Annotated in this window: 20 protein-coding genes and 1 other annotated feature; of the genes, 9 read left to right on the top strand and 11 right to left on the bottom strand. The window is 62.1% G+C overall.

Features of this window, described 5'->3' with window-relative positions:
- Window positions 1-5: 5 nt before the first annotated feature.
- A complete protein-coding gene (locus V8352_RS11125) occupies window positions 6-1166 on the top strand; it encodes an amidohydrolase (RefSeq protein WP_336424386.1) in 1161 nt (386 codons plus the stop codon).
- 39 nt (window positions 1167-1205) lie between these two features.
- Here V8352_RS11125 and ligD read toward each other — a convergent pair whose 3' ends face one another.
- The 8 genes from ligD to V8352_RS11085 form a co-directional block, all read right to left on the bottom strand.
- Window positions 1206-3656: a DNA ligase D gene (gene ligD / locus V8352_RS11120; protein ID WP_336424366.1), complete on the bottom strand. Its 2451-nt coding sequence runs from the start codon at window positions 3654-3656 to the stop codon at window positions 1206-1208.
- The gene (ku, locus tag V8352_RS11115) at window positions 3653-4597 is read right to left on the bottom strand and encodes a non-homologous end joining protein Ku (protein ID WP_336424365.1); all 945 of its coding nucleotides are present in this window, start codon (window positions 4595-4597) and stop codon (window positions 3653-3655) included. The genes ligD and ku overlap by 4 nt, the downstream gene beginning before the upstream one ends.
- A 281-nt stretch (window positions 4598-4878) precedes the next feature.
- Window positions 4879-5472 carry a DJ-1/PfpI family protein gene (locus tag V8352_RS11110; protein ID WP_336424364.1) on the bottom strand — a complete coding sequence of 198 codons (594 nt, stop codon included), beginning with the start codon at window positions 5470-5472 and terminating at the stop codon, window positions 4879-4881.
- Window positions 5473-5537: 65 nt separating this feature from the next.
- Window positions 5538-5747, bottom strand: coding sequence for a hypothetical protein (locus V8352_RS11105; protein ID WP_336424363.1), 210 nt, complete (start codon window positions 5745-5747; stop codon window positions 5538-5540).
- The gene (locus tag V8352_RS11100) at window positions 5744-6499 is read right to left on the bottom strand and encodes a substrate-binding domain-containing protein (RefSeq protein WP_336424362.1); all 756 of its coding nucleotides are present in this window, start codon (window positions 6497-6499) and stop codon (window positions 5744-5746) included. Before V8352_RS11100 ends, V8352_RS11105 begins: the two co-directional genes overlap by 4 nt.
- Before the next feature lie 34 nt (window positions 6500-6533).
- Entirely contained in the window at window positions 6534-7538 is a 1005-nt protein-coding gene (locus V8352_RS11095; protein WP_336424361.1) for an ABC transporter permease, read from the bottom strand.
- A complete protein-coding gene (locus V8352_RS11090; protein WP_336424360.1) occupies window positions 7535-9055 on the bottom strand; it encodes a sugar ABC transporter ATP-binding protein in 1521 nt (506 codons plus the stop codon). The genes V8352_RS11095 and V8352_RS11090 overlap by 4 nt, the downstream gene beginning before the upstream one ends.
- A 32-nt stretch (window positions 9056-9087) precedes the next feature.
- Window positions 9088-9774 (bottom strand): GntR family transcriptional regulator, encoded by a 687-nt coding sequence (locus tag V8352_RS11085; protein WP_336424359.1) that lies wholly within the window; start codon window positions 9772-9774, stop codon window positions 9088-9090.
- 374 nt (window positions 9775-10148) lie between these two features.
- Between V8352_RS11085 and V8352_RS11080 the strand changes: the two genes are divergently transcribed.
- From V8352_RS11080 to V8352_RS11070, 3 genes are all read left to right on the top strand, one after another.
- Window positions 10149-11354 (top strand): iron-containing alcohol dehydrogenase, encoded by a 1206-nt coding sequence (locus V8352_RS11080; protein ID WP_336424358.1) that lies wholly within the window; start codon window positions 10149-10151, stop codon window positions 11352-11354.
- 33 nt (window positions 11355-11387) lie between these two features.
- Window positions 11388-12350, top strand: a complete 963-nt coding sequence (locus V8352_RS11075; protein WP_336424357.1) for an alpha/beta hydrolase — start codon at window positions 11388-11390, stop codon at window positions 12348-12350.
- Between the two features lie 309 nt (window positions 12351-12659).
- Window positions 12660-13133, top strand: a complete 474-nt coding sequence (locus V8352_RS11070; protein ID WP_336424356.1) for a hypothetical protein — start codon at window positions 12660-12662, stop codon at window positions 13131-13133.
- A gap of 146 nt (window positions 13134-13279) precedes the next feature.
- Here the strand turns inward: V8352_RS11070 and V8352_RS11065 are convergent, their stop codons facing one another.
- Window positions 13280-13648 (bottom strand): DUF4168 domain-containing protein, encoded by a 369-nt coding sequence (locus V8352_RS11065; protein WP_336424355.1) that lies wholly within the window; start codon window positions 13646-13648, stop codon window positions 13280-13282.
- A 360-nt stretch (window positions 13649-14008) separates the two neighbouring features.
- Between V8352_RS11065 and putA the strand changes: the two genes are divergently transcribed.
- Window positions 14009-17677, top strand: coding sequence for a bifunctional proline dehydrogenase/L-glutamate gamma-semialdehyde dehydrogenase PutA (putA, locus tag V8352_RS11060; protein WP_336424354.1), 3669 nt, complete (start codon window positions 14009-14011; stop codon window positions 17675-17677).
- Window positions 17678-17795: 118 nt separating this feature from the next.
- Window positions 17796-19322, top strand: coding sequence for a Na+/H+ antiporter NhaC (gene nhaC, locus V8352_RS11055; protein WP_336424353.1), 1527 nt, complete (start codon window positions 17796-17798; stop codon window positions 19320-19322).
- 69 nt (window positions 19323-19391) lie between these two features.
- Here nhaC and V8352_RS11050 read toward each other — a convergent pair whose 3' ends face one another.
- The gene (locus tag V8352_RS11050; protein WP_336424352.1) at window positions 19392-20006 is read right to left on the bottom strand and encodes a VOC family protein; all 615 of its coding nucleotides are present in this window, start codon (window positions 20004-20006) and stop codon (window positions 19392-19394) included.
- A gap of 221 nt (window positions 20007-20227) precedes the next feature.
- Window positions 20228-20283: a sequence feature (sul1 is cis-regulatory element that is thought to sense ions involved in sulfur or methionine metabolism; They are found in Alphaproteobacteria), on the top strand.
- A gap of 75 nt (window positions 20284-20358) precedes the next feature.
- Here V8352_RS11050 and V8352_RS11045 point away from each other — a divergent pair.
- The gene (locus V8352_RS11045) at window positions 20359-21858 is read left to right on the top strand and encodes a SulP family inorganic anion transporter (RefSeq protein WP_336424351.1); all 1500 of its coding nucleotides are present in this window, start codon (window positions 20359-20361) and stop codon (window positions 21856-21858) included.
- 12 nt (window positions 21859-21870) lie between these two features.
- Window positions 21871-22722, top strand: a complete 852-nt coding sequence (locus V8352_RS11040; protein ID WP_336424350.1) for a universal stress protein — start codon at window positions 21871-21873, stop codon at window positions 22720-22722.
- On the opposite strand, the gene V8352_RS11035 is transcribed toward V8352_RS11040, so the two are convergent.
- The gene (locus tag V8352_RS11035; RefSeq protein WP_336424349.1) at window positions 22713-23678 is read right to left on the bottom strand and encodes an MBL fold metallo-hydrolase; all 966 of its coding nucleotides are present in this window, start codon (window positions 23676-23678) and stop codon (window positions 22713-22715) included. The genes V8352_RS11040 and V8352_RS11035 overlap by 10 nt on opposite strands.
- A gap of 136 nt (window positions 23679-23814) precedes the next feature.
- On the opposite strand from V8352_RS11035, the gene V8352_RS11030 reads away from it, so the two are divergent.
- Window positions 23815-25104, top strand: a complete 1290-nt coding sequence (locus V8352_RS11030) for an ATP-binding protein (protein ID WP_336424348.1) — start codon at window positions 23815-23817, stop codon at window positions 25102-25104.
- Window positions 25105-25208 lie beyond the last annotated feature (104 nt).

The raw sequence follows: 25208 nt of genomic DNA, 5'->3' as shown, positions 1-25208 counted from the left end.
AACACGTGCTAACAAATAGTGACTTGATCGAACTGGCGGAATTTCGGCGTGACCTTCACCGCCGCCCAGAGGTATCTGGAGAGGAAGTGGAGACAGCAAAAAGCATAGTTGCTGCACTGAAACCCATGTCTCCTACGCGCATCTTGACCGGACTTGGCGGTCATGGTGTGGCAGCGGTCTTTGACTCCGGCAACGATGGCCCGACAGTCCTTTTCCGTGCCGAACTTGACGCTCTGCCAATTCCGGAACAAAACGATAGAATAGATTGGCCCTCGGAAATTGCCGGCAAAAGCCATGTCTGCGGCCATGATGGCCACATGACAATGCTGCTTGCCTTGGGTCGCATGATTTCGCGCCAAGCGGTCGCGCGGGGGCGTGTTATCCTGATGTTCCAGCCCTCTGAAGAAGACGGAAGCGGCGCGAAGGCGGTGGTCGCCGATCCGGCCTATCAAGAGATCAAAGCGGATTGGGCCTTTGCCATTCATAACGCGCCCGGAAGCCCGTTTGGATTTGTCTCTACCCGTGCCGGGTTGATGAACTGCGCGTCTCTGGGGCTGAGGATCAAGCTCAGCGGCAAGACGGCTCATGCCGCCGATCCGCAGGATGGTGTCTCGCCCGCGCTGGCGGTTGCCAAACTGATCCCTGCGCTGGATGCCCTTGGTCAAGGGGAGGGCGGGCCGCGCAACGATGATTTCCGTCTGGTGACGATTACCCATGCCAACATCGGCGAACCTACCTTCGGCGTCGCCCCCGGTGAGGCCGAGATTTTCGCCACCTTGCGCACTGCGGGTGACGAAAAGATGGAAAGTCTCGAAAAGACGGCTCGAAGCATTGCCATAGCAGTTGCAGAGGAATTCGGGCTGGGTGTGGCATTCGAGGTCCGCGATCACTTCGCCGCTTCTGTGAATGATCCAGATGCCTACGCCGTTGCAACGAAAGCGCTGGACGCGATCGGGGTCCCTCATGGGCAAGAGAGCATCCCCATGCGCGCGTCAGAAGATTTTGGTGTGTTTGGATGGGGCGCGAAAGCAGCGATGCTGTGCTTGGGGCCGGGCGAAAATCATGCTGCCTTACACAATCCGGATTACGACTTTCCTGATGACCTGATCCCCATTGGCAGCGCGATTTTTGAACGCATCGCGCGAGATTTGCTGGGAACCGCATAAGCGCTCTATTGGCTATGCCTGTGCAAAAAAGTGGTAGGGCTACTCTGTCGCCCAGTTTTCAAGGGCGCGGATAGTTGTGACACCGATGCTGCGCGGTGTTGGCAGCGTCAGGGGGCAGGGGGCTGATAGCCGCTGCGAAATCTCTGGAATGCTAAATCCGTTGGCGTCCTTAAGTTTGGCCAGTTCTTCCCATGTGACGGGCGTGGCCACCGGGGCGCCAGGGCGGGCGCGCAGGGAGTAGGGGGCGATCGCAGTCGCGCCGCGTTCGTTGCGCAGCCAATCGATGAAAATGCGGCCTTTGCGGCGGGCCTTGGACATGCCTGCGGTATATCGGTCGGGATGGCGCTGTGCGAGGACGGTGGCAAAGGTCTGGGCAAAGGTTTTGACCGTTGCCCATTCGGCAGACCGGCGCAGCGGCGCAATCACATGGATACCCTTGCCGCCCGTGACCATAGCGGCGGAGGGCAGGCCGATGCTGTCCAGGTCGTCGCGCAGCGCCAACGCCGCCTTTCGGGTTGCGGCAAAGTCCAGCCCTTCGTCCGGGTCGAGGTCAAAGACCATTCGGTCGGGCTGTTCCAGCCGGTCCGCGGTCGAACCCCAGATGTGGAACTCCAGATTGCCCATCTGCACGGCACCCATCACGGCGGCCGCACCGGAGAGCTGGATGTAGTCAGCCGGGTCGCCATCCTTTTCCGTGATCGGCAGCCGCCCGATGCTGTCCGGAAACCCCTTGCCGGCATGCTTTTGAAAGAAGCCTTCGCCCTCGATCCCGTCCGGGCAGCGAAAAAGCGACACGGGCCGGTGCCCGGCGGTCTTGATTAAACGATCGGCGATCATGGCGTAGTATTCGGCGACGTCGCCCTTGGTTACCCCGGTGCCTGGATAGACAACGCGGCCCGGGTTTGAAATTCGGGTCCTGGCGATTGTGACGGTGTCGCCTTGCTCCTCGGCGGATGCGCTGACGGTCATTGCGGGTTTGTCCTCTCGCAAGCCCAGAAACACACCGTGGCGGATGTGCCCTTGGGCGGTGAACTCGGCATAGCTGATCTCGGCCACCAGACGCGGTGTGATCCAATGCGCGCCGCGCGTCTCAGGGGGCAGGTCGCCCGCGACGGGCGACGTTTTCCGCTCCAGCGGGGCCATTGCGGTGGTGAGGTCTTGGAACACCGCCTGATCGAACCCGGTGCCGACACGGCCGCGATAGACCAGCCTGCCGTTCTCGTGACTGCCCAGCAGGAGCGATGCAAAGGGACGTCCGCGCTTGTCCGAGGGCGACCAGCCGACGATCGCGAACTCGGCCCGCCGGATGCATTTTGTCTTGATCCAGGATTTGCTTCGACCCTTGCGATAGGGCGCGTCGGGTCGTTTGGAAATGATCCCCTCTCCCCCAGCCGCGCAGATCGCTGCAAAAACGTGGTCGCCGTCGCCCTCGATGAACGGCGACAGACGCACCGGGCCGCGCGGCGGCAGCCGGGCGCACAACGTCTCTAGCGCTTGCCGCCGGTCGGTCAGGGCCTTGGCGGTCAGGTCTTGTCCGTCCAGATGCAGCAGGTCGAACAGATGCAGGGTCAGCGCACCGCCGTCCTTCATCGCCACTTGCAGCGCCGAGAAATCGCCGCCGTCCTGCCCGGCCACCACCTCGCCATCCAGCAGTGCCGCCTTGCAGGGCAGGGCCTCAAGCGCTCTGGCCAGCCCGGTAAAGCGGTCGGTCCAGTCGTGACCGTTGCGGGTAAAGAGGCGGGCACCGCCCCGCCCGAGGGCAGCGAGACAGCGATAGCCGTCGAACTTGGCCTCATGGCGCCACTCAGCGCCGTCGGGCGGGCTTTCGCGCAGGGACGCGAGTTGGACGGGGCGGAAGGCCGGGCGCTTTCCGGTCTGGGATTTGCTCGTTTGGGCCTTGGTATTGCCTACCACTGCCTTGCCGGCGGCGATCTGGCGCATCGTGCGCCCTGTTGTCACGCTGGTGCGATGGCGGTTCAGCAGCCCGTCGGGACTGCGCCCGGCATGGCTGTCGCGCTCCTTGAACAACAGCCAGTTCTCGCGTGTCTCGCGTGCCTTGCCGCGCAGGCGCACCAGCACCCAGCCGCCCATCATCCGTGCTCCGTGCAGTATGAAATGCAGCTTGCCCTTGTCCAATCCCTCTGCGGGGTCATGCAGCGGTTGCCACCAGCCCTGATCCCAGAGCATCACGGTGCCGCCGCCATAGGCATCTTTCGGGATCGTCCCCTCGAAGTCGACATAGTCCAGCGGGTGATCCTCGGTCCGGACCGCCAGACGCTTTTCCGCGGGATCGCCCGAGGGGCCCCGCGTGACGGCCCAGGACAAAAGCACACCGTCATGTTCAAGGCGAAAGTCATAGTGCAGCCGAGAGGCATCGTGCTTTTGCACCACAAAGCGGGACTGGCTGCTGCCCGCCGCGATCACGTCCGAATCCGGCTCGGCCGTGCGGGCAAAATCGCGCTTGGCGCGGTAGGTCTCGAGCTTGCTCAAGACGCCTTCTTGCGGCGACCAGCCGCTGTAGATTTTGACGAAGATTTGGAAGAAGACTTGGCCGTGCTTTTGGCGGGGGTTTTCTTGGACGGTTTGTCCGGCGTGTCCTTGCCCGCCGCAGGCTTGGCCGCGGATGCCTTTCCGCCAGCCTTGGAGCCTTTCAAGCTTGCCCGCAGCGCATCCATCAGGTCCACCACGTTCGTCGCCTCGGGTCGCTCGTCAGACTCATCTGTGGTGGCACGGGGCGTCTTGCGCGACTTGACCTTGCGGTCTACCAGATCGCGCAAGGCGGCGGCGTAGTGATCTTCGAACGCGCCCGCATCAAATGGCGCGGTCTTGCGGTCGATCAACTCGGTTGCCACCTGCAACAGGTCGGCGTCGGCCGGATCATCCTCGATGCCGGAGAACATGGGCTCGGCATCGCGGATGTCATCCTCGTAATGCAGTGTCTCCATCAGCAGCCCGTCGCCGCAGGGCCGGATCGCGCAGAGTGCTTCTCGCCCCCGCATGGTCAACTGGCCCAGCCCCACCTTGCCCGAATTGCGCAGCGCATCGCGCACGACGCGGTAGGCGTCCTCGGCCAGATCGTCTGTGGGCACGACATAATAGGGCCTGTCGAACCAGATCGGCGCGATCTCCGCCCCGTCCACGAACTGCACCAGTTCGAGTGTCTTCTTGGTCTCCAGCTTGATGGCATCAATCTCGTCGGGCTCGAGCAGGACATATTCGTCCTTGCTGACCTCATAGCCCTTCATAATGTCCTCGGACTTTACCGGGCCGACGCCGGTGACGGATTTTTCGTACCGGACACGCATGCCGCTGGGCTTGTGGATCTGGCGAAAGGTGATCTTGCGATCCGACCGGCGCGCCGAATGGATCTCGACCGGGATCGAAACCAGCGACAATCGCAACTGGCCCTTCCAAAGCGCGCGCGATGCCATTGGGGATCTCCTGTATTGCCTGAAACGATTAACGCCCGGCGTGGGCGAGTGGTTCCGGCTAGCAGGTATATCGGCAGCGGTCGAAGTGCCTTATCCGTCGCGCGAACGTGCGCCCTTTTGCCCTTCCGCTTGCGGTTGTCCGAGGATCGATGCTCGCCGTCGAAGCGGAGTGGCTGGCCGATATCCCGTTGCGCACATGTCTGATCGACGCTGGCAGACGGGGTTTATGTGACCGGTGGCGACGCCTGCTCAAAAGGCAGACGCCGCCATTGAATGGCACATCAGGTGTGCTTGATCTCTGTCCCCAGCACTTTCAGGCATTCGCGCATGAAGGCGGCAAGGGCGGTCCAGCCCTTAGCAGAAACCATCGTGCCATCAACGTGCGCGTCCTTCGGACCCAAGTCGACATAGATCCCGCCGACTGCGGTGACTTCGGGTTCACAGGCTCCAAGGCCAGCGACCTTACGACCTTTCAGGACTTCGGGCACCGCCATCAGAATCTGGACGCCATGGCAGATCGTGAAGATCGGTTTCTGCGTCTCATGGAAATGCCGGACGATCGCCTGGATGCGCGGGTCGGTCCGGATATATTCCGGCCCACGCCCGCCGGCGCAATAGACGGCGTCGTAGCTGTCGAGTTCAGCCTCGGCTTCAGAGAACGTCTTGTTGATCTCCGCAAGGTGCCCTGGTTTTTCCGTGTAGGTCTGATCGCCCTCGAAATCGTGGAGCGAGGTCTTGATCAGGTCACCTTCGTTCTTGTCGGGACACACCACGTGAATGGTGTGGCCAACCGCTTCCATGCCCTGCTGGTAGACAAAGATCTCGTATTCTTCGGTGAATTCACCGGTCAGCATGAGGACCTTCTTGCCGCTCATAACTCGCCTCCTTTAGCTGTCTGTTGAGCCCGCGCAAGCTGTGCCTGCGCGGGCGTTGTAGTGTCTTAGAATGGGGAGTCGGGGAAGTAGAACTGGTCTGCATTCTCCGGCGTGATCAGCGGTGCGTCGAGCAGGAAAGATCCCCGCATGGGTGCTTGGCCCGCGAACTGTGCAGCCGTCATGTAGAGAGCGGACGCAATCATGGACGGCGGGTAGGGGGTAGAGATCGGTGTCCGCTCGTCCTCGGCCATCACCATCTCGACGACTTGTTTCATGCCGTTGCCGCCAAGTTGATATCCTCGCGGCCTGCCTGGTCGATCGCTTCGAGCACGCCCAACAGCATGTCGTCGTCGTTGGCCCAGACCGCATCGATCTGCGGGTAACGGGCGAGGTAGTCCTGCATGAGCGTGAAGGCTTCATCCTGATTCCAGTTTGCATACTGAATATCGAGGATCTCGATGTCGGTCTCTTCGATAACTTCAGTAAACCCCTGGATCCGTTCATCATCAATGACGGTCGGGATGCCGCGCAGGACCACGATCTGACCTTCGCCACCGAGTTGCTCGGTAAGCCAGGTCGCTGTGTTCGCGCCGACTGCGATGTTGTCGCCAGCGACATAGAGATCCTGAATCGATTCATCCGCAAGGCCGCGGTCGACGACCGTGATGAAGGTGCCTTCCGAGGCCACCTGTGCAACCGGGCCGGTCAACTCTTCCGAGGTGAACGGCAAGATCACCAGCGCGTCGAGATCGTTGGTGGCCGTCAGGTCTTCCAGTGCGGACACCTGCGCCGTGGCCGACGAGGCCGTGGAGACGATAACGTCGATGTTGGGAAACGCGGCCTCGATCTCGGTCTCCGCGCGTTCGGCGTGATACACTACGCCCCCAGTCCAGCCATGCGTTGCCGCTGGGATCGACACGGCAACCGTGAATTCGATGTCCTGGGCATGGACAGCGCTGGCAAGCGTGCTCCCGGCCAGCAAGACGCTGGACATCAGCATCCTTGCGTTCGGTCTGTATTTGGTCATGGTAGTTTCCTCCCTTGGAATTTCAGTCGTCTGTTCAGCGACTGTTCGTGAAACGATGCGCAAGCATCGCGATAATGATGATCGCCCCCTGAACTGCTGCCACGAGGTACTCCGACACCAGGTCCGACAGGACCATCACATTGGCAATGACCTCGAGGATCAGGGCGCCTGCAACGCTCCCCCAGATCCGCCCCTTGCCGCCACGCAGCAACGTGCCGCCGATAACGACCGCTGTGATGACCTGAAGCTCCCAAAGCTGGCCGGTGGTGGGCGTGGCGGCACCCAGCCGCGGCACGTAGCAGATCGCCGCAATACCGACGCAAACGCCTTGAATGACAAACGCCATGGTCCGGACGCGCCCGACATGGACACCCGAAAATCGCGCCACGTCGATGTTCGAGCCCACTGACGTTACCCTGCGGCCATACTTGGTCCGGTAGAGCAGGAATGACCCCAAAACGATGACCACAAGGGTGATCAGGACAGGGTAGGGGACGCCAAGGAAATCGCCAAAGTACACGGGGCGATAGGCCTCGCGAAGGGAACGGTCGATCGGCAGCGAGCCGCCATCGGCCATGAAGGTTGTGAAGGCGCGAAAGATGCCCATCGTTCCAAGCGTCACGATGAACGGCTCGATCCGTCCGACCGTTATCACAAGCCCGTTGAACAAGCCGCAGAGCGCTCCGACGACCAACGCCACGCCGGCACCGGCCAGGATCGCCCAATCACCCAGCATAGGTACCATCGAGTTCATCGCGATGATCATGATGCCGGTGACAAAGGCCATCATCGAGCCGACGGAAAGATCGAGGCCGCCCGAGGCGATTACGAAAGTCGCTCCAATTGCGATGATCGCGATGAACGATGTGCGGGTGATGACGTTCATCAGGTTGTTCATCGCAAGGAAGTTCGGATTGATCAGCGCGCCCGCGATCAAGATTATGGCGAGTGCGATGAACGGCGCGAGCGCGCCCCAACGGATGCCGGCACGCTTGGTCTTGGATGCGTCCTGCGCGGCGTCTGCTTCTGTGGCGCTCATATCGGGGCTCCCAGGTGTTGGTTGCTGCCGCTGGCAGCGGCGTAGATGACGTTCTGTTCGGTGATCTCCGCGCCAGCCAACTCGGCCACGATGCGTCCAGAGCGCATCACGAGGACCCGGTCGGATAGACCGACCAGCTCCTGCATCTCGGAGGAAATCACGACGCACGCTTTGCCCTTGCGCACAAGCCCGTCGATAAACTGGTAAATCTGACCTTTGTTGCCGATGTCGATGCCGCGGGTCGGCTCGTCGATGACGATTACCGAGGGGTCAGTCATCATGATCTTGGCCAGCAGCAGCTTTTGCTGATTGCCCCCCGATAGCTGTCCGGCATCAAGGTCGAGCGATCTGACGCGGATGTCGTAGTCGCGGATTGATGACCTTAGCTGTTCGGCTTCGTTCGTCCGGTTGAGGATCACGCCCGGGTTGACCTCGTCGAGCGCCTGCAAGGTCACGTTCTGCGCCAACGGCTTGTCCAGCATCAGGCCACGGCCCTTGCGATCCTCTGTCAGATAGACGAGCCCGCGCGCCATCAGAGACCGCACGTCTCGGTGAGCGACGGTGTTGCCATGCAGAGCCACCCGTTTTGCGGCCGACGGGCGGAGGCCCATCAATCCCTCGAAGAGCTCGGTGCGGCCTGCTCCGATCATCCCGCCGATGCCAAGCACCTCGCCTGGCCGGACTACGAATGATCCCTCGGTGCGTCCGTGGTCGACGGACAATCCTTCGACCTCAAGCACCGGATCAGCGGCAGAAAGGCCCCGCTTGGCCGGGTAGAGCATCGACAGCTCACGGCCGACCATCAATTCGGCCATCTCGCGCTGGCTCAGTCCCTCGGCGGGCCAGGTTCCGATCATCTTGCCGTCGCGCAGGACGGTGACGCGATCGGCGAGGGCCTCGACTTCCTCCAGCCGGTGCGAAATGTAGAGCACTGCGACGCCTTGGTCGCGCAGGTCGCGAACGATGTCGATCAGCGCCGCGACCTCGTCATTGGCCAGAACGGCTGTCGGTTCGTCGAGGATCACCACCTTGCGGTCCTCAAGAAGCGCGCGAGCGATCTGAACAAGCTGACGTTGGGCGAGCGGCAAGTCGGACAAGAAATCACGCGGATGCGCCAATGCCCCGATCCGCGACAGAATCTCGGCCGTGCGGCGGTTCATGGTCCGATCATCGACGAACGGACCCCGTGACAGTTCGCGCCCGAGAAACAGGTTCTGTGCCACGGTCAGGTCTGGGGCGAGGAGGATTTCCTGATGAACCAGCACCACGCCGGCGGATTCAGCCTCGACAGCATCGGCAAAATCGGCGCGATGTCCTTCCATGGCGATATGCCCCTCGGTGGGACGAACGTGACCGGAAAGAAGCTTCATCAGGGTGGATTTGCCCGCGCCGTTCTCGCCAATGATCGCGTGAACCTCACCCGCGCGGACATCCAACGTCACGTCGGACAGGACCGTGATCGGACCATAAGCCTTGCTGAGAGCTTCGGCACGCAGCACTACTGGGGCGTCACTCATGGCTCGGGCGACATTGATGGCATCAGCGTGAGTCATTCGAAGGCCGCCAGCAGGCGATCGCGCGAGCGTTCGATATGGGCGACCATTGCCGCATGCGCGGCGTGCTCGTCGCCGGCACGGAACGCGGCAAGCAGGTTCTCGTGTTCTTCCAAGGCCTCTTGCGTGACGCGGGAATGAAACATCAGGCGAAAGATGTGCAGGTGGACGTGCTGATCTACGAGCGCGTGACGCATCACCTCGTTGTCGGCAATCCGCAAGATCTCTTCGTGGAAATGCGCGTCGGTGCGGGCGAAGCGGGAATACCGGCTGTTGCGGTCGACTGGCTGCTCGCCACGCTCCATATCGGCAGCGGTTTCTTCGAGCTTTGCCAGGCCCTCGCTTGTCATGTTGCGGCAGGCGAGCCGGGCACCCTCGGGCTCAAGGAGCAGGCGAAACGTGTAAAGGTCATCGAACTCCTTGCGTGTCAGCTGCGGAGCGGCTGAGTAACCGATCAGATGGGCCTTGCGAACAAGTCCTTCCCTGACGAGGCGGCTCAGGGCTTCACGCACCGGAGTCTGCGACACGGCAAGTTCTCGGGCGAGTGTCTCGATTGGAATGCGGGATCCAGGCGAGATCTCGAGTGACATCAATCGCTGGTAAATACTGTCGTAGACATCGTCGACGATGCTGGACCTTGCGATTGGTCCCGACTTGCCGGCGCGTTCAGCGGCTGTTGCCATTATTGTCCCCCTCCCGAGTTTGTCCCGCGACTTGACAGGCCCCAATTTCGACCACATAGAATATCGGATGTCAAATACATTATCATATACGATATGATTCAGATTAGGGCCAAAGTGCTGTTTTCAGGGGAGGAATTGCACGCCAGCGTTGTGACCTTGCTAAAGAAACAAGGGGGCGCTGCCGAGCCACGCGGATCTGCAGTCGGTTGCGCGCCTCGCGCCCTGACGACCCGGACCGACCGGTTGCGATCCCTGGAGATGGCGCCCGGTGACGCCGCGCCGACGCACTTCGCGAAGGCATCGAGGGGCCGGAGGACCTCTACAAAACATTGGCGCACCTCGCGGCCGCCTGAATGAAAAAGGGAGACAGAACCATGACGTTATTTGGAGTACTGCGCGCTCCGCGCGAACTGATGTTCGGTGCGGGGCAGCGCAAATCGCTTGGCGGCATCGCGCGGGGCCTCGGCAACCGGGCGCTGGTGGTCACTGACGCGCGCCTTGCAGACGATACAACGTTCGGCGAAATGATGGACGAATTGCGGACTTCAGGGATCGAGCTTATGGTCGATAGCTCCACCATGCCTGATGTGCCGGTCGACTCGGCCGTGCGCAGTGCCGAGGCTGCCCGTGACTTCGCACCGGACCTTGTAATAGGTATCGGAGGGGGGTCCTGCCTCGACATGGCGAAATGCGTGGCTATCCTGCTGGCTCATGGCGGCCGTCCGCAGGACTATTATGGCGAGCACAAGGTGCCCGGACCGGTGCTCCCCCTCATTGCTGTCCCGACGACTGCGGGAACCGGGTCGGAGGTTACGCCTGTCGCCGTTCTCTCCGACTCCGAGCGAAGCCTGAAGGTCGGAATTTCAAGTCCCTATATCGTGCCGACCATCGCGATTTGCGACCCTGACCTGACCATGACTTGCCCTGCGGGTCTGACCGCCATCGCCGGAGCGGACGCGCTCACCCACGCAATCGAGGCGTTCACCGCCATCCGCCGAGAGCCTGTGCCGGGCATCGCCCAAGAGCGTGTTTTTGTCGGAAAGAACGCGATTTCAGATCATTTTGCGCTTGGCGCGATCGGGCTGCTATGGCGCGGGCTGGAAGCGGCTTTCAAGGACGGACAGGACCGTGCAGCGCGCGAGCAGACCATGATGGGTGCAACGATGGCCGGCCTCGCATTTGGCGTCGCCGGGACCGGTGCTGCGCACGCGATCCAGTATCCGGTGGGCGCGCTGACCCATACAGCCCATGGATCTGGAGTGGCCTGCCTCATGCCCTACGTCATGGCATGGAACACGCCCGAGATCGGGCCGCATCTGAACGAGATGGCGCGCGCCATGGATCTGGCCTGCGGAGCCGAGGTCGTACCCGCCATCGCAGAGCTGTTCGCACGGATCGGCATTCCTGCAAGCCTGGACGACCTCGGGCTGGCGGAAAACCGTCTCGACTGGGTGGCTGAACAGTCCTGCGGGATTGCAAGACTGATCGAGAACAATCCAAGGCCGCTGCCGCTGCCAGATATGCGCCGTCTTGTCGGGGCCGCCTTCAGCGGCGATCGCGCAGCCCTATCCCTGAACTGAAGGAGTGGCATCGGTCGCAGAATAGAAGCGGAGATGATCGGCATCAATCACGGGATCATTTTGCACATTGCCGCCCCTTTCGGTGGCGTGACACAAAGTGGGCTTGGGAGGGTGGAGTTCACGGCATCCTCGCTGCGGAATTTTAAGGAGGTGCTGGGTATGGCTGATAAGGATCTGTACCGGAACCGGGATTTCGTTCCGGATTTCGACGAAATCATGGAAGAGACCGCAGCGCGCAGCCGCGAGCTTGCAGCAAGGAGCGATATGCTCCGCGACATTCCCTACGGCGACACGCCGCGGCAATGCTTCGACATCGTGCTGCCGCCGCGACCTGTGGCCGGTGCGCCGATCAACATGTTCGTGCATGGCGGCTACTGGCGTGCCGGGTCGAAGGACCAGAATACGCTCGTAGCCGGTCCGGTCATTGCAGCGGGCGGGATCGCGGCAATCGTCGGGTACGACCTGATGCCCGGCACACGACTTGGCGAAATCGTCGGGCAGATACGCCGGGCAGCCCGCGCCGTGACAAGCAGAGCAACCGAATTCGGAGCAGACCCAGATCGCTTCAGCGTCAGCGGCCATTCGGCGGGGGCGCACCTTGCATCATTTCTGGCGGCCCGCTCGCCGGCGGACGATGGGCCTCCCGACGTCCCGCCGATAAAGGGAATGCTGCTGGTGAGTGGCATCTACGATTTATCCGGCATTCCAGACAGCTTCCTCAAAGATGAAGCGGAGATGACACCCGAAGAAAGTGCCAGCTGGACGCCTCTTTCCTCGACCCAGCTACCGTGCGGCCCCCGGATTGTAACGCGTGGCGAGAATGAAACGCTGCCGTTCCACGACCAGGCGACACGCTTCTCAAGTGCTTTGCGCGACCAAGGACAGGATGTCGATTGCCGCACAGAAGCCGACCTCAACCACCTGACCATCGTGCTTGCGTTGGCAGACCCGCGACATCCTCTCGGCGCGCTGCTCGGAGACCTGGTGCTGCTGTAGTCCTGCTTGGCGATCAGGATTTCAACTCCCCAATGGCGCTAACGCTAGCATTTAGCATCGATAAGGCTGGGACGGGTTTACGCACCGAAACTCCTGGATCGCGGTCGGGAATATCCGTTGTGCTAGCCGCTTTCCTAACCCTTTGATCGCCCCTTGGGTCTCGCCTGTGCGGTCAGGGTGGATTTGGGCATCGAGACGGCTCGAGATGACGGCCAAAGCGCAGGCGCAGGATCCGGTATTGAGCGGATGCCAGCCGCACCCCCGGGAAACGTGATTGCCAACCCCCAGCATGCGACCTATCTTCCGGTTATGAAAATATATCTCAATAATTCAATGGCTGCCTTCGCGCTTTTACGGAGCGCTCTTGGCAGCATCGCGGCGGCCCCTGTCGGGGGACGTATGACCAATGTTTTGCGCGGCGCGATGCTGACATCGGCGCTCAGCTTGTCGCTGGCGACAGGCTTGCAGGCAGAAGAGGATCAGCCGGACTGGCTGCCGGAAGAGATTGAATTGCCGGAAGACCGTGAGGTGCTGATGGATCGGGCGATAGGATCGACCATCCGGATGTTCTCGATGAGCACCGAGCGTGACGCGCTCGAATTGCTTGAAGAGTGGGAGGATGCACTGAGAGAGGCCGGGTATACCATCAATCAAGGACAGGATGACGTACTGGACGAGACGATTGAATTTTCCAGCGACGCGATTATCAACGCCAAGATCGCCATCTTGCCGACCTCAGACAATGGACGCTCGACAATCGAATTTGACGTCACGCTGCCATAACTCAGCATAGTGACGTCTCAGACATGTGGGCATTCTTAGGGCCCACTGCCGTAAAGGCGCGCGAGCATTCTTGTAAAATTAAAAAAGCCCATCGCGCAGTCTGCACGATGGGCTTCTCTTTGATGGTGGGCGAAAGTCTGGCGGGCTTACTGCTCCAGCTTTTCCACGATCTGTGCCGCCACTTCCTGATCGGTCTGTGCGAGGGTGATGATCTCGACATAGCGGTCGACGTTAATCCCGGGCGTCTGATCGACGACTTCGGTCTTCTTGATCTGGGCTTCTTCCTGCAACTGGAGGAGCTTGTCCTCATCTGTCGTCTGCTCGATCTGCGCGCCGTATTCCTGATCGATTTTCTGCACGTCATTGAAGGCAACGACGAAGGCATCGATTTCGCTGCTCGAGACCTCGGCTTCTGCCGATGAATTCTGCTGGTCTTGTGCGACCACAGCCACTGGTGCTGCGCCTGCCATCAGGCCGATGAGAGCCATTGCACTGAGGTTTTTTGAAAGTTTCATGTTCGGTCTCCGTCTTTTGCTCGTAATTGACCGGGCATTTCACGCTCGGTTGACATCGACATATGCCAGCTATCAGAGGGCCGCAAATACCTGAGCGGAAACATGCTTTTTCACGTCGGCGGGTCGGCATTTATCTGCTTTCGCAGTCCGTGCTGCCGCATCGGGGCAGGGGGGCGCTACCTGGCTCTGCTGCCCGTCATGTGGCAGCCGAACCACGCGTTTGCGCGGGCTGGAAAAGCACCGGCATCAACATCAAAGCCGATGCTTCAAGTGCCTTGTACAGCGCTGGCAAGCTTGCTTGACCACATTATGTTCTACTTATAGCCTTAAAGGTTAAAGTAATGATCGGAGATACACCGCATGGAAGATCAAGCGAGCCCATCGACCACTATCGACGACAAATTCCGTGCGCGCATTCGTGAAAGATATGTTGCTGACGAGGCCGACGTCGTCGAGATGTTGATGCAGCAGATCAAGCTTTCAGACGATGACCGGAAGAAGGTTGCCGCAAGCGGCGCCCAATATGTGGACCGGGTTCGCAAGGAAACATCGCCCTCCATGATGGAGGCGTTTTTGGCAGAATATGGCCTCTCGACCGAGGAGGGCGTCGGTCTCATGTGCCTTGCCGAGGCGCTCTTGCGCGTGCCGGACGCCGAAACGATCGACGATCTGATCGAGGACAAGATTGCGCCATCGAACTGGGGCGCGCACCTAGGACACTCATCGTCGTCGATGGTCAATGCCTCAACTTGGGCGCTGATGCTGACGGGCCGCGTTCTGGACGATGATCCCAAGGGGCCGACCCGCGTTCTGCGCGGCCTCGTCAAGCGTCTGGGCGAGCCGATCGTTCGCACGGCGGTCGGGCAATCCATGCGTATTCTTGGGCGCCAATTCGTCCTTGGCCAGAACATCAAGGACGCCATGAAGAACGCCCGCAGTCATGAGGAAGAGGGCTATACCTATTCCTACGACATGTTGGGCGAGGCCGCGCGCACCGACGACGATGCCAAGCGCTATCAAAAGGCCTATGCCGACGCGATCACGGCAATCGCACAGCAGGCCAAGGGGGACGTGCGTTCGTCCCCCGGCATCTCGGTCAAGCTGTCGGCGCTGCATCCGCGCTATGAATACACCCATAAATCGACTGTGATGAAAGAGCTGGTCCCTCGCGCGCTGGAGTTGGCCAAGCAGGCGGCCAAGGCGAACATCGGCTTCAACATCGACGCCGAGGAGCAGGACAGGCTGGATCTGTCTCTGGACGTGATCGACGCCATGCTGTCGGACCCCGCGTTGGAAGGCTGGGACGGCTTTGGCGTTGTGGTGCAGGCCTATGGGCGCCGCGCCGCGCCGGTGATCGAGGCGCTCTACGACATGGCCGAGCGTCTGGATCGCAAGATCATGGTGCGTCTCGTCAAGGGCGCCTATTGGGACACCGAAATCAAGATCGCGCAGGAACTGGGCGTCGAGCGTTTCCCCGTCTTTACCCGCAAGATCAACACCGATCTCAGCTTCATGGCCTGTGCGCAGATGCTGATGGACCGGCGCGACCGGATCTATCCGCAGTTCGCGACGCATAATGCGCACACCTGCGCGGCGGTCGTTGAAATGGCTGGCAATGACAAGGACAGCTTCGAGTTTCAGCGCCTGCATGGCATGGGCGAGTCCCTGCATGAGATCGTCAAGACGGCCGAGGGCACGCGCTGCCGCATCTATGCGCCTGTGGGTGCGCACCGCGATCTGCTGGCGTATCTGGTCCGCCGCCTGCTCGAGAATGGCGCGAACTCGTCTTTTGTGAACCAGATCGTCGATACCTCGATCCCTTCAGTTGCGATCTCGCGCGACCCGGTCGATGAGGTCAAGCACTTGGGCGAGCAGGTGGCCAACCCTACCATCGCGCAGCCGCATGACCTCTTTTCGCCGCAGCGGCGCAACTCCAAGGGGTTCCGCGTCAACGAGCCTGCGTCGGTCCTGCCGCTTCTGGCCAAGCGTGAGGAATTTGCCGACAAGAAGTGGACCGGCGGCCCGATGATCGTCGGCGGAGCCAAGCCCAAGGGGCCGGCGCGCGACGCCATCTCGCCCGCAGACAGCAGCCGTGTGGTCGGCACTGTGCATGACGCGACGCCCGAAGAGGTTGAAACCGCTCTGAGCGCCGCCGAGGCGGGCTTCGAGGAGTGGTCCGCCATGTCCGTATCGGAGCGGGCGGAAATCTTGCGCAAGGCCGCCGACCTTTACGAAGACCACACCGCCGAAATGTGCGCGATTACGACCCGCGAGGCAGGCAAGACCCTGCTGGACGGGATTGCCGAAGTGCGCGAAGCGGTCGATTTCCTGCGCTATTACGCCAATGAGGCCGAGCGTCTGGACGAGGAGGATCCGGGCACGCCGCGCGGCATCTTTGTTTGCATCAGCCCTTGGAACTTCCCGCTGGCCATCTTCTCGGGTCAGGTCGCGGCGGCGCTGGCGGCAGGCAATGCCGTGCTGGCCAAACCGGCCGAGCAGACGCCGATGATCGCCGCGCGCGCGGTCGAGTTGATGCGCGAGGCGGGGCTGCCCGAGGCGGCGCTTCAGCTTTTGCCGGGGGACGGCCCGACCGTGGGCGGCCCGCTGACCAGCGACAAGCGTATCGCGGGCGTGTGCTTTACCGGCTCGACCGAGGTGGCGCAGATCATCCACAAGACGCTGGCGAAGAATGCCGGCGCCGATGCGGTGCTGATCGCCGAGACAGGCGGTTTGAATGCGATGATCGTGGATTCGACCGCTCTAACCGAACAGGCGGTGCGCGACATCCTGATTTCGTCCTTCCAGTCCGCAGGCCAGCGCTGCTCGGCGCTGCGCATGCTCTATGTGCAGGAGGAAGCCAAGGAGCGGCTGACCGAGATGCTTTATGGCGCGATGGATGCACTGGTGATCGGTGATCCGTGGTCGACGGATGTCGATGTATCGCCGGTGATCGACGCCGAGGCGCAGCAGGGCATCATGGAATATGTAGCCCAGCACGAAAAGGCGGGCACCCTGCTCAAGAAGCTCGACGCGCCCGAGGGTGGCACCTATGTGACGCCCGCCGTGGTCAAGGTCAGCGGCATTGCCGACATGGAGCGCGAGATCTTCGGCCCGGTGCTGCATGTGGCGACCTTCAAGGCGCGCAACATCGACAAGGTCGTCGATGAGATCAACGATCGCGGCTATGGCCTGACTTTCGGTCTGCACACCCGCATCGACGACCGCGTGGAACAGATCGTCGAGCGCATCAAGGTCGGCAACACCTACGTCAATCGCAACCAGATCGGCGCCATCGTCGGCAGTCAGCCGTTTGGTGGCGAGGGGCTTTCGGGCACCGGGCCCAAGGCGGGTGGACCGCACTACCTGGCGCGGTTCCGCCGCACGCGCAAGCCTGACGCGCCAACCGTTCCCTTTGGCGAGCCTGTCGAACGCGAGGCGGTCGAGGCCGCGCTGGCGCGTATCGACGCGCGCAACTGGGGCGCACGTCCTGACCGCGTATCGATTCTGCGCGCTGCCCTGACGGGCCGGACCGGCATCGTGCGCAAGGCGCTGGCCGAGACGGCGGCCTTCGACACAACACCCCAGACGCTGCCTGGCCCCACGGGTGAGAGCAACCGTCTGCGCATGTTCCCGCGCGGCACCGTCCTTTGCCTTGGGCCGACGCCTGAGGTTGCGGTGGCTCAGGCGTTGCAAGCCCTTGGTGCCGGGTGCGGCGCGGTGGTCGTCGTGCCGGGTGCGGCCTCGTCCATGGCGGGCGCCCTCATGGCGGCCGGTGCGCCCATCGCGGCGCTCGATGGCACGCTGGAGCCTGAGTTCCTCAAGGAGCTCGAAGGGTTCTCTGTCGTGGCTGCTTCGGGCGCATCCGATTGGACGCGCGAGCTTCGCGTGGCACTGTCCGAGCGCGAGGGCGCGATCCTGCCGCTCGTGACCGAGACCATCGCGCCCGATCGCTATATCCTCGAGCGCCATTTGTGTGTCGACACCACGGCTGCGGGCGGCAATGCCAGCCTGCTGGCCACCACGTCGTGATCTTGCATCACAATTGAACGACCTGAAGCGATGACGCCGGGCAATTAGGCCCGACGCATAAGGCGTATCCTTGTCCCTGCCGACAGGCCGGGACGAGGTCCCAACAGAGGAGAAACCCATGTCATCGGATGACATCAACCCCCGCAAGCCGTCCTTCGGCCTCGCGCTTGTTCCTGTCGTGCTGACACTGCTGGTCCTTGGGGTCCAGCTGTTCTATTTCGGCGATTTCACCCCGCATATCCCGCTGGCCATCGGCTTGGCCATCACCGGGCTGGTCGGTCTCTATCTGGGGCACGACTGGGGCAACATGGAAGACGGCGTCTTTCGCGTCATCAACGTCTCGCTGCCTTCGGTGTCGGTCCTGATCGTGGTCGGGATGATCATCGGTGTCTGGATCGCGTCGGGCACCGTGCCCACGCTGATCTATTACGGGCTGCTCGTCCTGTCGCCGCAGATTTTCCTCGCGGCCTCGATGATCATGTGCGCGGTCGTCTCTGTCTCACTGGGTACGTCTTGGGGCACGGTCGGCACGATTGGCCTTGCTCTGATGGGCATTGGCGCGGGGTTTGACATTCCGATGTATTGGACTGCGGGCGCCGTCGTTTCGGGTGCTTTCTTTGGCGACAAGATTTCGCCGCTGTCGGATACGACGAACCTGGCGCCTGCCGTGACCGGCGTGAACCTCTTTGATCACATCCGAAACATGATGCCGACGACAGTGCCTGCGATGCTTGTCGCGCTCGGTATCTACATCTGGGCCGGCTACGCCCTGATCGGGGAGGGCGGCACTTCGTTCGAGCGGATTGAAAGCATTACTGTGGCGCTGAACGAGTATTTCGCCATCTCGCCCTGGCTTTTGGTGCCTGCGCTGCTGGTCATCGGTCTGGCCATCATGAAAAAGCCCCCAATTCCGTCGCTTTTTGCAGGTGTCGTGGCCGGTGCGCTCACCGCAATAATCGCACAAGGCTCCACGCTTCAAGACGTCTTCGGCTATGCCAATAGCGGTTATTCCATAGACACAGGAATAACCGAGATCGACAGCCTGCTGAATCGGGGCGGCATCCAGTCGATGATGTGGACCATCTCGCTGATCCTGATCGCCCTCGGCTTTGGCGGCGCGCTCGAGCGGACGGGCTGCCTTCAGGCGATCATCGCCAAGATCCTGTCCAAGGTGCATTCCTTCGCGGGTGTCCAGACGGCGGCGATTGCCACGTCGACCGCCACCAACCTTGTCGCAGGGGATCCGTACCTCTCCATCGCGCTACCGGGCCGCATGTATGCGCCGGTGTATCGCGGCATGGGCCGGTCGACGCTGAACCTCAGCCGGGCGACCGAGGAGGGTGGCACGCTGATGTCGCCGCTCATCCCTTGGAACGCGGGCGGTGCCTTCGTCATCTCGGCGCTTGGTTTGGGCGTGATCGACGGCAACTTCGAGAACCTGCTCTACATCCCGTTGGCCTTCGCCTGCTGGCTGACGCCGATCATCGGCATCTTCTATGCCTGGACGGGCCTCTTTTCGCCCTACGCCAGCGACGATGAAATCCGTGACTGGCAAGAGAACGACCGCTCCATCGCGGATATGAGCGAATATGGCTATGACGACCCTCTCGAGGGGCACCGGATCAAGGCGGCGCCTGCCGAGTGATCGGCGCTCTGCCGAGGTGACGGTAATGACCTGCGCCCTTCGGGGCGCAGGTTTTTTTTGGCGCGGCACTCAGCGGCGCCGGGGCGCGTAGGGGTTTCGCGCGCCGCGCTCATCGGACAACGACTGCTGGCCGCGCGCGACGATCAATTCGATCGCATCGGCCAGATGTGCCTTGTCGATATGATGATCGCCGCGCGCGACGCGGATGCGATGCGCCTCGATCATCACCTCTGCATGGCGGCTGCCCTCTGGCGGCTCAAAGCGGTAGCTGGCCAGTTCCATCCGCAGGCCCAGCGGATCGCGGAAGTAGATCGAATCCATGAAACCGCGGTCAACGGGCCCAGAATGCGCGACGCCCCGCGCATCCAGCCGCTCCGCCACCTGCCAGAATGTCGCCTGACTGACATTGAGCGCGAGATGATGCAGCGATCCCACCGCCTCGGGAACGGGACTTGCATCCGGCCGGCGCCCCTCATTGGTGAAGATGGTGATGAGCCGCCCGTCACCGGGGTCGAAGTAGAGATGCCCTTCGTTCGGGTCGTCCAGATTGGGCTGGTCGAAGATGAACGGCATTCCCAGCACCCCCTCCCAGAAATCGATCGAGGTCTGACGGTTGGCGCCTGTAAGGGTGATATGATGAACGCCTTGCGTCTGGATCTTGCGAAGCTCTGGGCCGTCGGTCATGCGGGATATCCTTTCGTCATGATGTTGGGTCTTGCCGTGTTATATGGAGGGCGGGCCGCCGCTCTCAACCTTGCAATGGGCTGCGCGCGATGATCCGGCCCTCTGGCGGATGCCGCGCGCCGCTTTGTTGCCCTGCGGCCAGCAGCGCGCGCTAAAGCCTCGAATGCCCCATTGACCCTTGAGATTCGCGATAGAATCGCGTCTATGCGGCCACAATAACGTTTGGACCCGGCGAAACACCGGGTGGCTCTTCCGGCCGCTGATCCGCCGGATAACTCTAGTTACTTGCTCAGAATGCATCGCCGGGACGTCTCATTACAGGCTTTCCGACGCAGAGTATTGGACCTTTCACATGATATCACTTCACGACTACCGCCAACAATGGTTTGGCAACATCCGCGGCGACGTGTTGGCGGGAATTGTCGTCGCACTGGCGCTGATTCCCGAGGCCATCGCCTTTTCGATCATCGCCGGGGTCGATCCCAAGGTCGGTCTCTACGCTTCCTTCTCGATCGCGGTTTTGACCTCCATCGTCGGTGGGCGGCCGGGCATGATTTCGGCCGCTACCGCCGCGACGGCGGTGCTGATGATCACATTGGTGCGCGAACACGGCCTTGATTACCTGCTGGCCGCCACCGTGCTGGCCGGACTGTTGCAGATCGCGGCGGGTTTCCTGAAACTGGGCCGCTTCATGCGCTATGTCTCGAAATCGGTGATGACGGGCTTCCTGAACGCGCTGGCCATCCTGATTTTCATGGCGCAGTTGCCAGAGTTGAACCTGGGCAATCCCGGCGTGACTTGGCTGACCTACGCCCTTGTCGCACTGGGCCTTGCCATCATCTACCTCTTGCCGCGTGTGACCACTATCATACCGTCACCGCTGGTCACGATCATCGTGCTGACGATCCTGGTGGTCGTCATGGGCTGGGACAACGTGCGCACGGTGGGCGACATGGGCGCCATGCCCGATACGCTTCCGGTGTTCTTGATCCCGCAAATCCCGCTGACATTCGAAACCTTCATGATCATCCTGCCCTATGCTGCCGCCGTGGCGGTCGTGGGTCTGCTGGAAAGCCTGATGACGCAGAACATCGTCGATGATCTGACCGACACGAAATCCAGCCGCGATCAGGAATGCGTCGGACAAGGCATCGCCAACACCGCCACCGGCTTTATCGGGGGCATGGCGGGGTGCGCGATGATCGGCCAGTCGATCATCAACGTGAAATCCGGCGGTCGGGGGCGTCTGTCGTCCTTCACTGCGGGGGTCGTGCTGCTGATCCTCGTTGTCGGGCTGGGCGATCTGGTTGCGTTAATACCCATGGCGGCGTTGGTCTCCATCATGATCATGGTCTCGATCGGCACATTCTCTTGGTCGTCGATCAAGGCCATGTGGACACATCCCAGATCCTCTACCGTCGTCATGCTGGCGACGGTCGCCACGGTCGTCTACACCCACAACCTCGCCATCGGCGTGCTGGTGGGCGTGCTGCTCTCGGGTATCTTCTTTGCCGCCAAGATTGCGCAGCTCTTCCGGATCTCTTCCACGCTATCAAAGGACGGCCGCACCCGGACCTACGTCCTTGAAGGGCAGCTGTTCTACGGTTCGGCCGAGGATTTCGCGGATGCTTTTGATTTCCGCGAGGCCCTTGACCGGGTTGTGATCGACGTCACCCAGGCGCATATCTGGGACATCAGCTCCGTTCAGGCGCTGGATATGGCGATCCTCAAGTTCCGCCGCGATGGTGCGGAGGTCGAGGTCATCGGCATGAACAAGGCGTCCGAAACCATCGTCGACAAGCTTGCCATTCATGACAAGCCTGGCGCGATGGACAAACTGATGGGCCATTAAGGGGGGAAACGAATGGACAAGATACTCGCACTGCTGGATGGATCCGAATACTCCAAAAGCGTTTGTCATCACACTGCCTGGATCGCGCGCAAGATAGACGTCGGGGTCGAGGCCATGCATGTCCTGGGTCGCCGGGAGGGGGCGGAATCCACGGACCTGTCGGGCACGCTCGGCCTCGGCGCACGCTCGGCCCTGCTCGAAGAGCTGTCGAGGCTGGACGCGCAGCGCTCCAAACTGGCCCAGACGCGGGGTCATGCGATCCTCGAGGATGCCCAGAAGATCCTCGAAGAGGACGGCGTGCGCGAGGTCAATCTGCGCCTGCGCAAGGGCGATATTCTGGATGCCGTGCGAGATGTGGAGGACAACGTGCGCGCCATCACCATCGGCAAACGGGGCGAAGGCTCGGACTATGCGACGGGGCATCTTGGCTCCAACCTTGAGCGGATCGTGCGCACCTCCAAGGTGCCGGTCTTTGTCGCCTCTCGCGCCTTCAAGCCGATTGAAAAGGTGCTTGTTGCCTATGACGGCAGCGCAAGCGCCAAGACCGCAATCGATCAGATGGCAATCAGCCCGGTCTTTACCGGCCTCGATATCCGTGTGTTGTGCATTGGCAATGACGAGACCCGCGCCGAGGCAACCGCCGCTGAGGCCGTGTCCAAGCTGCACGCCGCAAATCTGACCGCATCGCCCCGCACCGCATCAGGCGAGCCCGAAGAGGTCTTGGGTAAATTGGTCTCCGAAGAGGGTTTTGATCTGCTCGTCATGGGGGCTTACGGCCACAGCCGGATCCGGAGCCTCATCATCGGCTCGACAACCACGGCGATGATCCAGACGGCCAAGATCCCCGTTCTGCTCTACCGCTGAGCGGGCATGGGCCCCGGTTCATCCGGGGCCTCGCTCAAAGCGAATACCGCATCCGCCCGTATCGGCCCCTGCGGCGCTGCTATGCCGCGCGCGCTGAGATCAATCAGATGCGCCAGAACATTGCGCGTGGCGGCCGGGATCAGCTTGGCGGGTGTGCCGTCATAGATGGCCGCCGCCAGCGTTGCAGCGCTTGCCGCACCCTTTGACAGTTCTGCAATGATCGCGGCCTCGCGCGCGGCGCGGTTCGCGATCAGCCAATCCAGCCGTGCGGCCGGATCGGTCACCGGCGCGCCGTGGCCGGGGTGCAGGATCGACGCGCCAAGCGCCTTAAGCCGTTGGCAGGAGGCCACGAACTGCGCCGCATCCCCGTCAGGCGGCGAGACGAGCGAGCTGGCCCAGCCCATCACCAGATCGCCAGTAAATATCCTGTCCGCACTGACAAAACACATGTGGTTGCCGAAATGCCCCGGCGTCCAGAGCGCGCGGATCTGCCAGCCGTCACCCTCCACCTCTGCGCCATCGGCAAGTGTCATGTCCGGGGAAAAACCGGCATCCACGCCTTCGCCGCCGCCGATCAGCCCCTCTGTCGCCAGATCCTCCATCAGTGCGCTGCGCCCGGCCGCCGAATCGCCGTAGGCCAGAACGGGCGCGCCAGTCCGGGCGCCAAGGGCCTTGGCGAGGGGGGAGTGATCGCGGTGCGCGTGGGTGACAAGGATATGCGTGATGCGCTGATCCGGGCCAAGCGCATCAAGGATCGCATCGTGATGCCCGGCATCTTGGGGGCCGGGATCAATCACCGCAATCCCGCGCGTTCCCAGCAGATAGGTGTTCGTGCCCCGATGCGTCATCGGGCCGGGATTGGGCGCGAGGATGCGGCGCAGGTCCGGGCCAATCTGCTCGGGCTGGCCTGGAACCGGATCAAAGACGGATGTGGCGGGCGCGGGGGTGTCTGGCACGGGCAGGGCAGCTCCGGTCGGGAAAGAAGGCGAGCCGCTACGCTAGCCGAGGCACCCCAGCCCCGTCCAGAGCCGCTTGCCCCCATCTGGCCCTGCCGTGCCTTGCGCGGTCAGGGCCGCTGGCGTAGCGTCGGCCATGATCTTTCGATGGCTCAAGCGCACCATGCCGCGCGGCCTTTATGGCCGCGCCTTCCTGATCCTGCTTTTGCCGGTCATCTCGTTGCTTGTGGTCGTCTCCGTCGTGTCCGCGCAGCGCCTTTTCGAGGGGGTCACGCGCCAGATGACGACCTCCGTCAGCCGCGAGGTGCGGCTCTTGCTGGATGCGAGCGAACCTGAGCCAATTGCGCAAGCCCTCTCGATCGTGGTGCAGCCGGTGGACGAGGCCGAGATCCCGCCGCAGAACCTGCGCCGATGGTACGACGTCACCGGCATCATCCTGCTTGATGAGATCGAGGTTCTGCTGCCGCGCCTTATTTCGGTTGATCTACAGGATTCGCAGATTGTTCAGCTGTATCTCGATACGCCAGATGGCGCGCTGCGCATGACGGTGGACAGGCGGCGGTTCTCGGCTTCCAATCCGCACCAGCTCTTTGTGAACATGCTATTCTTCAGCGTTCTCATGACGTTGATCGCCTATCTTTACCTGCGCAATCAGCTGCGCCCGATCACGCGGCTTGCCCGCGCCGCCGAGGCATTTGGCCGGGGGCGCACCGTGCCCTACCGTCCTTCGGGGGCCAATGAGGTGCGCGCCGCCGGTAGCGCATTTCTGGACATGCGCGCGCGGATCGACCGCCAGATCGAGCAGCGCACATTGATGCTGTCAGGCGTCAGCCACGATCTGCGCACGCCGCTGACGCGGCTGAAGCTGAGCCTTGAAATGCTGGAGGACGACGAGGAAAAGGACCCGATGCTGCGCGATGTGCGCGACATGGAGCGATTGCTGGATGCCTTCCTTGATTTTGCGCGCGGAACCACCGAGGGCGAGGCCGAGCCGGTCGATCCTGCGGCGCTGGTCCGGCGCATCGCCGAGGATTGCGTGCGCGCCAACATCCCCGCGAGCCTGCATGAGATCATCGGATCGGGCACCGTGCCCCTGCGCGCCGACGCGATCCGGCGCGCGGTCGAAAACCTGATCGGCAATGCCGTGCGCTATGGCAGCCGCGCCGAGCTGTCGATGGTGCTCAGCGAACGGGCCCTGCGCATCACTGTCGAGGACGATGGCCCCGGCATCCCCGAAGCGCGCCGCGACGAGGCGCTGCGCCCCTTTTCCCGGCTCGAGGCGTCGCGCAATCAGGATCAGGGGCCGGGCGTAGGACTTGGCCTCTCGATCGCCACAGATATTGCGCGCGCGCATGGCGGCAGCTTGCGTCTGGGCACATCTCAGAGGCTGGGTGGCCTGCGCGCGGATCTGGTGATCGGGCGATAAGCGCGCGGTATCTGCCCAAATGGATTGCGGCGTAGCGGCGCGCCTGCTTTTATGATGGGGAAAACCCAGCGGCGAGGGCACCTTCCTTGAACCAGTTGTCTTCG

The sequence above is a fragment of the Roseovarius sp. D0-M9 genome (assembly GCF_037083805.1).
Taxonomy (GTDB): Bacteria; Pseudomonadota; Alphaproteobacteria; order Rhodobacterales; family Rhodobacteraceae; genus Roseovarius.
The sequence above is the reverse complement of the archived record's forward strand: the minus strand, read 5'-3'. Positions and strand labels throughout refer to the sequence as shown.

Excerpts from the sequence above, each read along its gene's own strand:
- ku (WP_336424365.1), bottom strand. The coding sequence starts at position 4,597 with ATGGCATCGCGCGCGCTTTGGAAGGGCCAGTTGCGATTGTCGCTGGTT.
- V8352_RS11110 (WP_336424364.1), bottom strand. The coding sequence starts at position 5,472 with ATGAGCGGCAAGAAGGTCCTCATGCTGACCGGTGAATTCACCGAAGAA.
- V8352_RS11105 (WP_336424363.1), bottom strand. The coding sequence starts at position 5,747 with ATGAAACAAGTCGTCGAGATGGTGATGGCCGAGGACGAGCGGACACCG.
- V8352_RS11100 (WP_336424362.1), bottom strand. The coding sequence starts at position 6,499 with ATGACCAAATACAGACCGAACGCAAGGATGCTGATGTCCAGCGTCTTG.
- V8352_RS11095 (WP_336424361.1), bottom strand. The coding sequence starts at position 7,538 with ATGAGCGCCACAGAAGCAGACGCCGCGCAGGACGCATCCAAGACCAAG.
- V8352_RS11090 (WP_336424360.1), bottom strand. The coding sequence starts at position 9,055 with ATGAGTGACGCCCCAGTAGTGCTGCGTGCCGAAGCTCTCAGCAAGGCT.
- V8352_RS11085 (WP_336424359.1), bottom strand. The coding sequence starts at position 9,774 with ATGGCAACAGCCGCTGAACGCGCCGGCAAGTCGGGACCAATCGCAAGG.
- V8352_RS11080 (WP_336424358.1), top strand. The coding sequence starts at position 10,149 with ATGACGTTATTTGGAGTACTGCGCGCTCCGCGCGAACTGATGTTCGGT.
- V8352_RS11075 (WP_336424357.1), top strand. The coding sequence starts at position 11,388 with ATGATCGGCATCAATCACGGGATCATTTTGCACATTGCCGCCCCTTTC.
- V8352_RS11070 (WP_336424356.1), top strand. The coding sequence starts at position 12,660 with ATGAAAATATATCTCAATAATTCAATGGCTGCCTTCGCGCTTTTACGG.
- V8352_RS11065 (WP_336424355.1), bottom strand. The coding sequence starts at position 13,648 with ATGAAACTTTCAAAAAACCTCAGTGCAATGGCTCTCATCGGCCTGATG.
- putA (WP_336424354.1), top strand. The coding sequence starts at position 14,009 with ATGGAAGATCAAGCGAGCCCATCGACCACTATCGACGACAAATTCCGT.
- nhaC (WP_336424353.1), top strand. The coding sequence starts at position 17,796 with ATGTCATCGGATGACATCAACCCCCGCAAGCCGTCCTTCGGCCTCGCG.
- V8352_RS11050 (WP_336424352.1), bottom strand. The coding sequence starts at position 20,006 with ATGACCGACGGCCCAGAGCTTCGCAAGATCCAGACGCAAGGCGTTCAT.
- V8352_RS11045 (WP_336424351.1), top strand. The coding sequence starts at position 20,359 with ATGATATCACTTCACGACTACCGCCAACAATGGTTTGGCAACATCCGC.
- V8352_RS11040 (WP_336424350.1), top strand. The coding sequence starts at position 21,871 with ATGGACAAGATACTCGCACTGCTGGATGGATCCGAATACTCCAAAAGC.
- V8352_RS11030 (WP_336424348.1), top strand. The coding sequence starts at position 23,815 with ATGATCTTTCGATGGCTCAAGCGCACCATGCCGCGCGGCCTTTATGGC.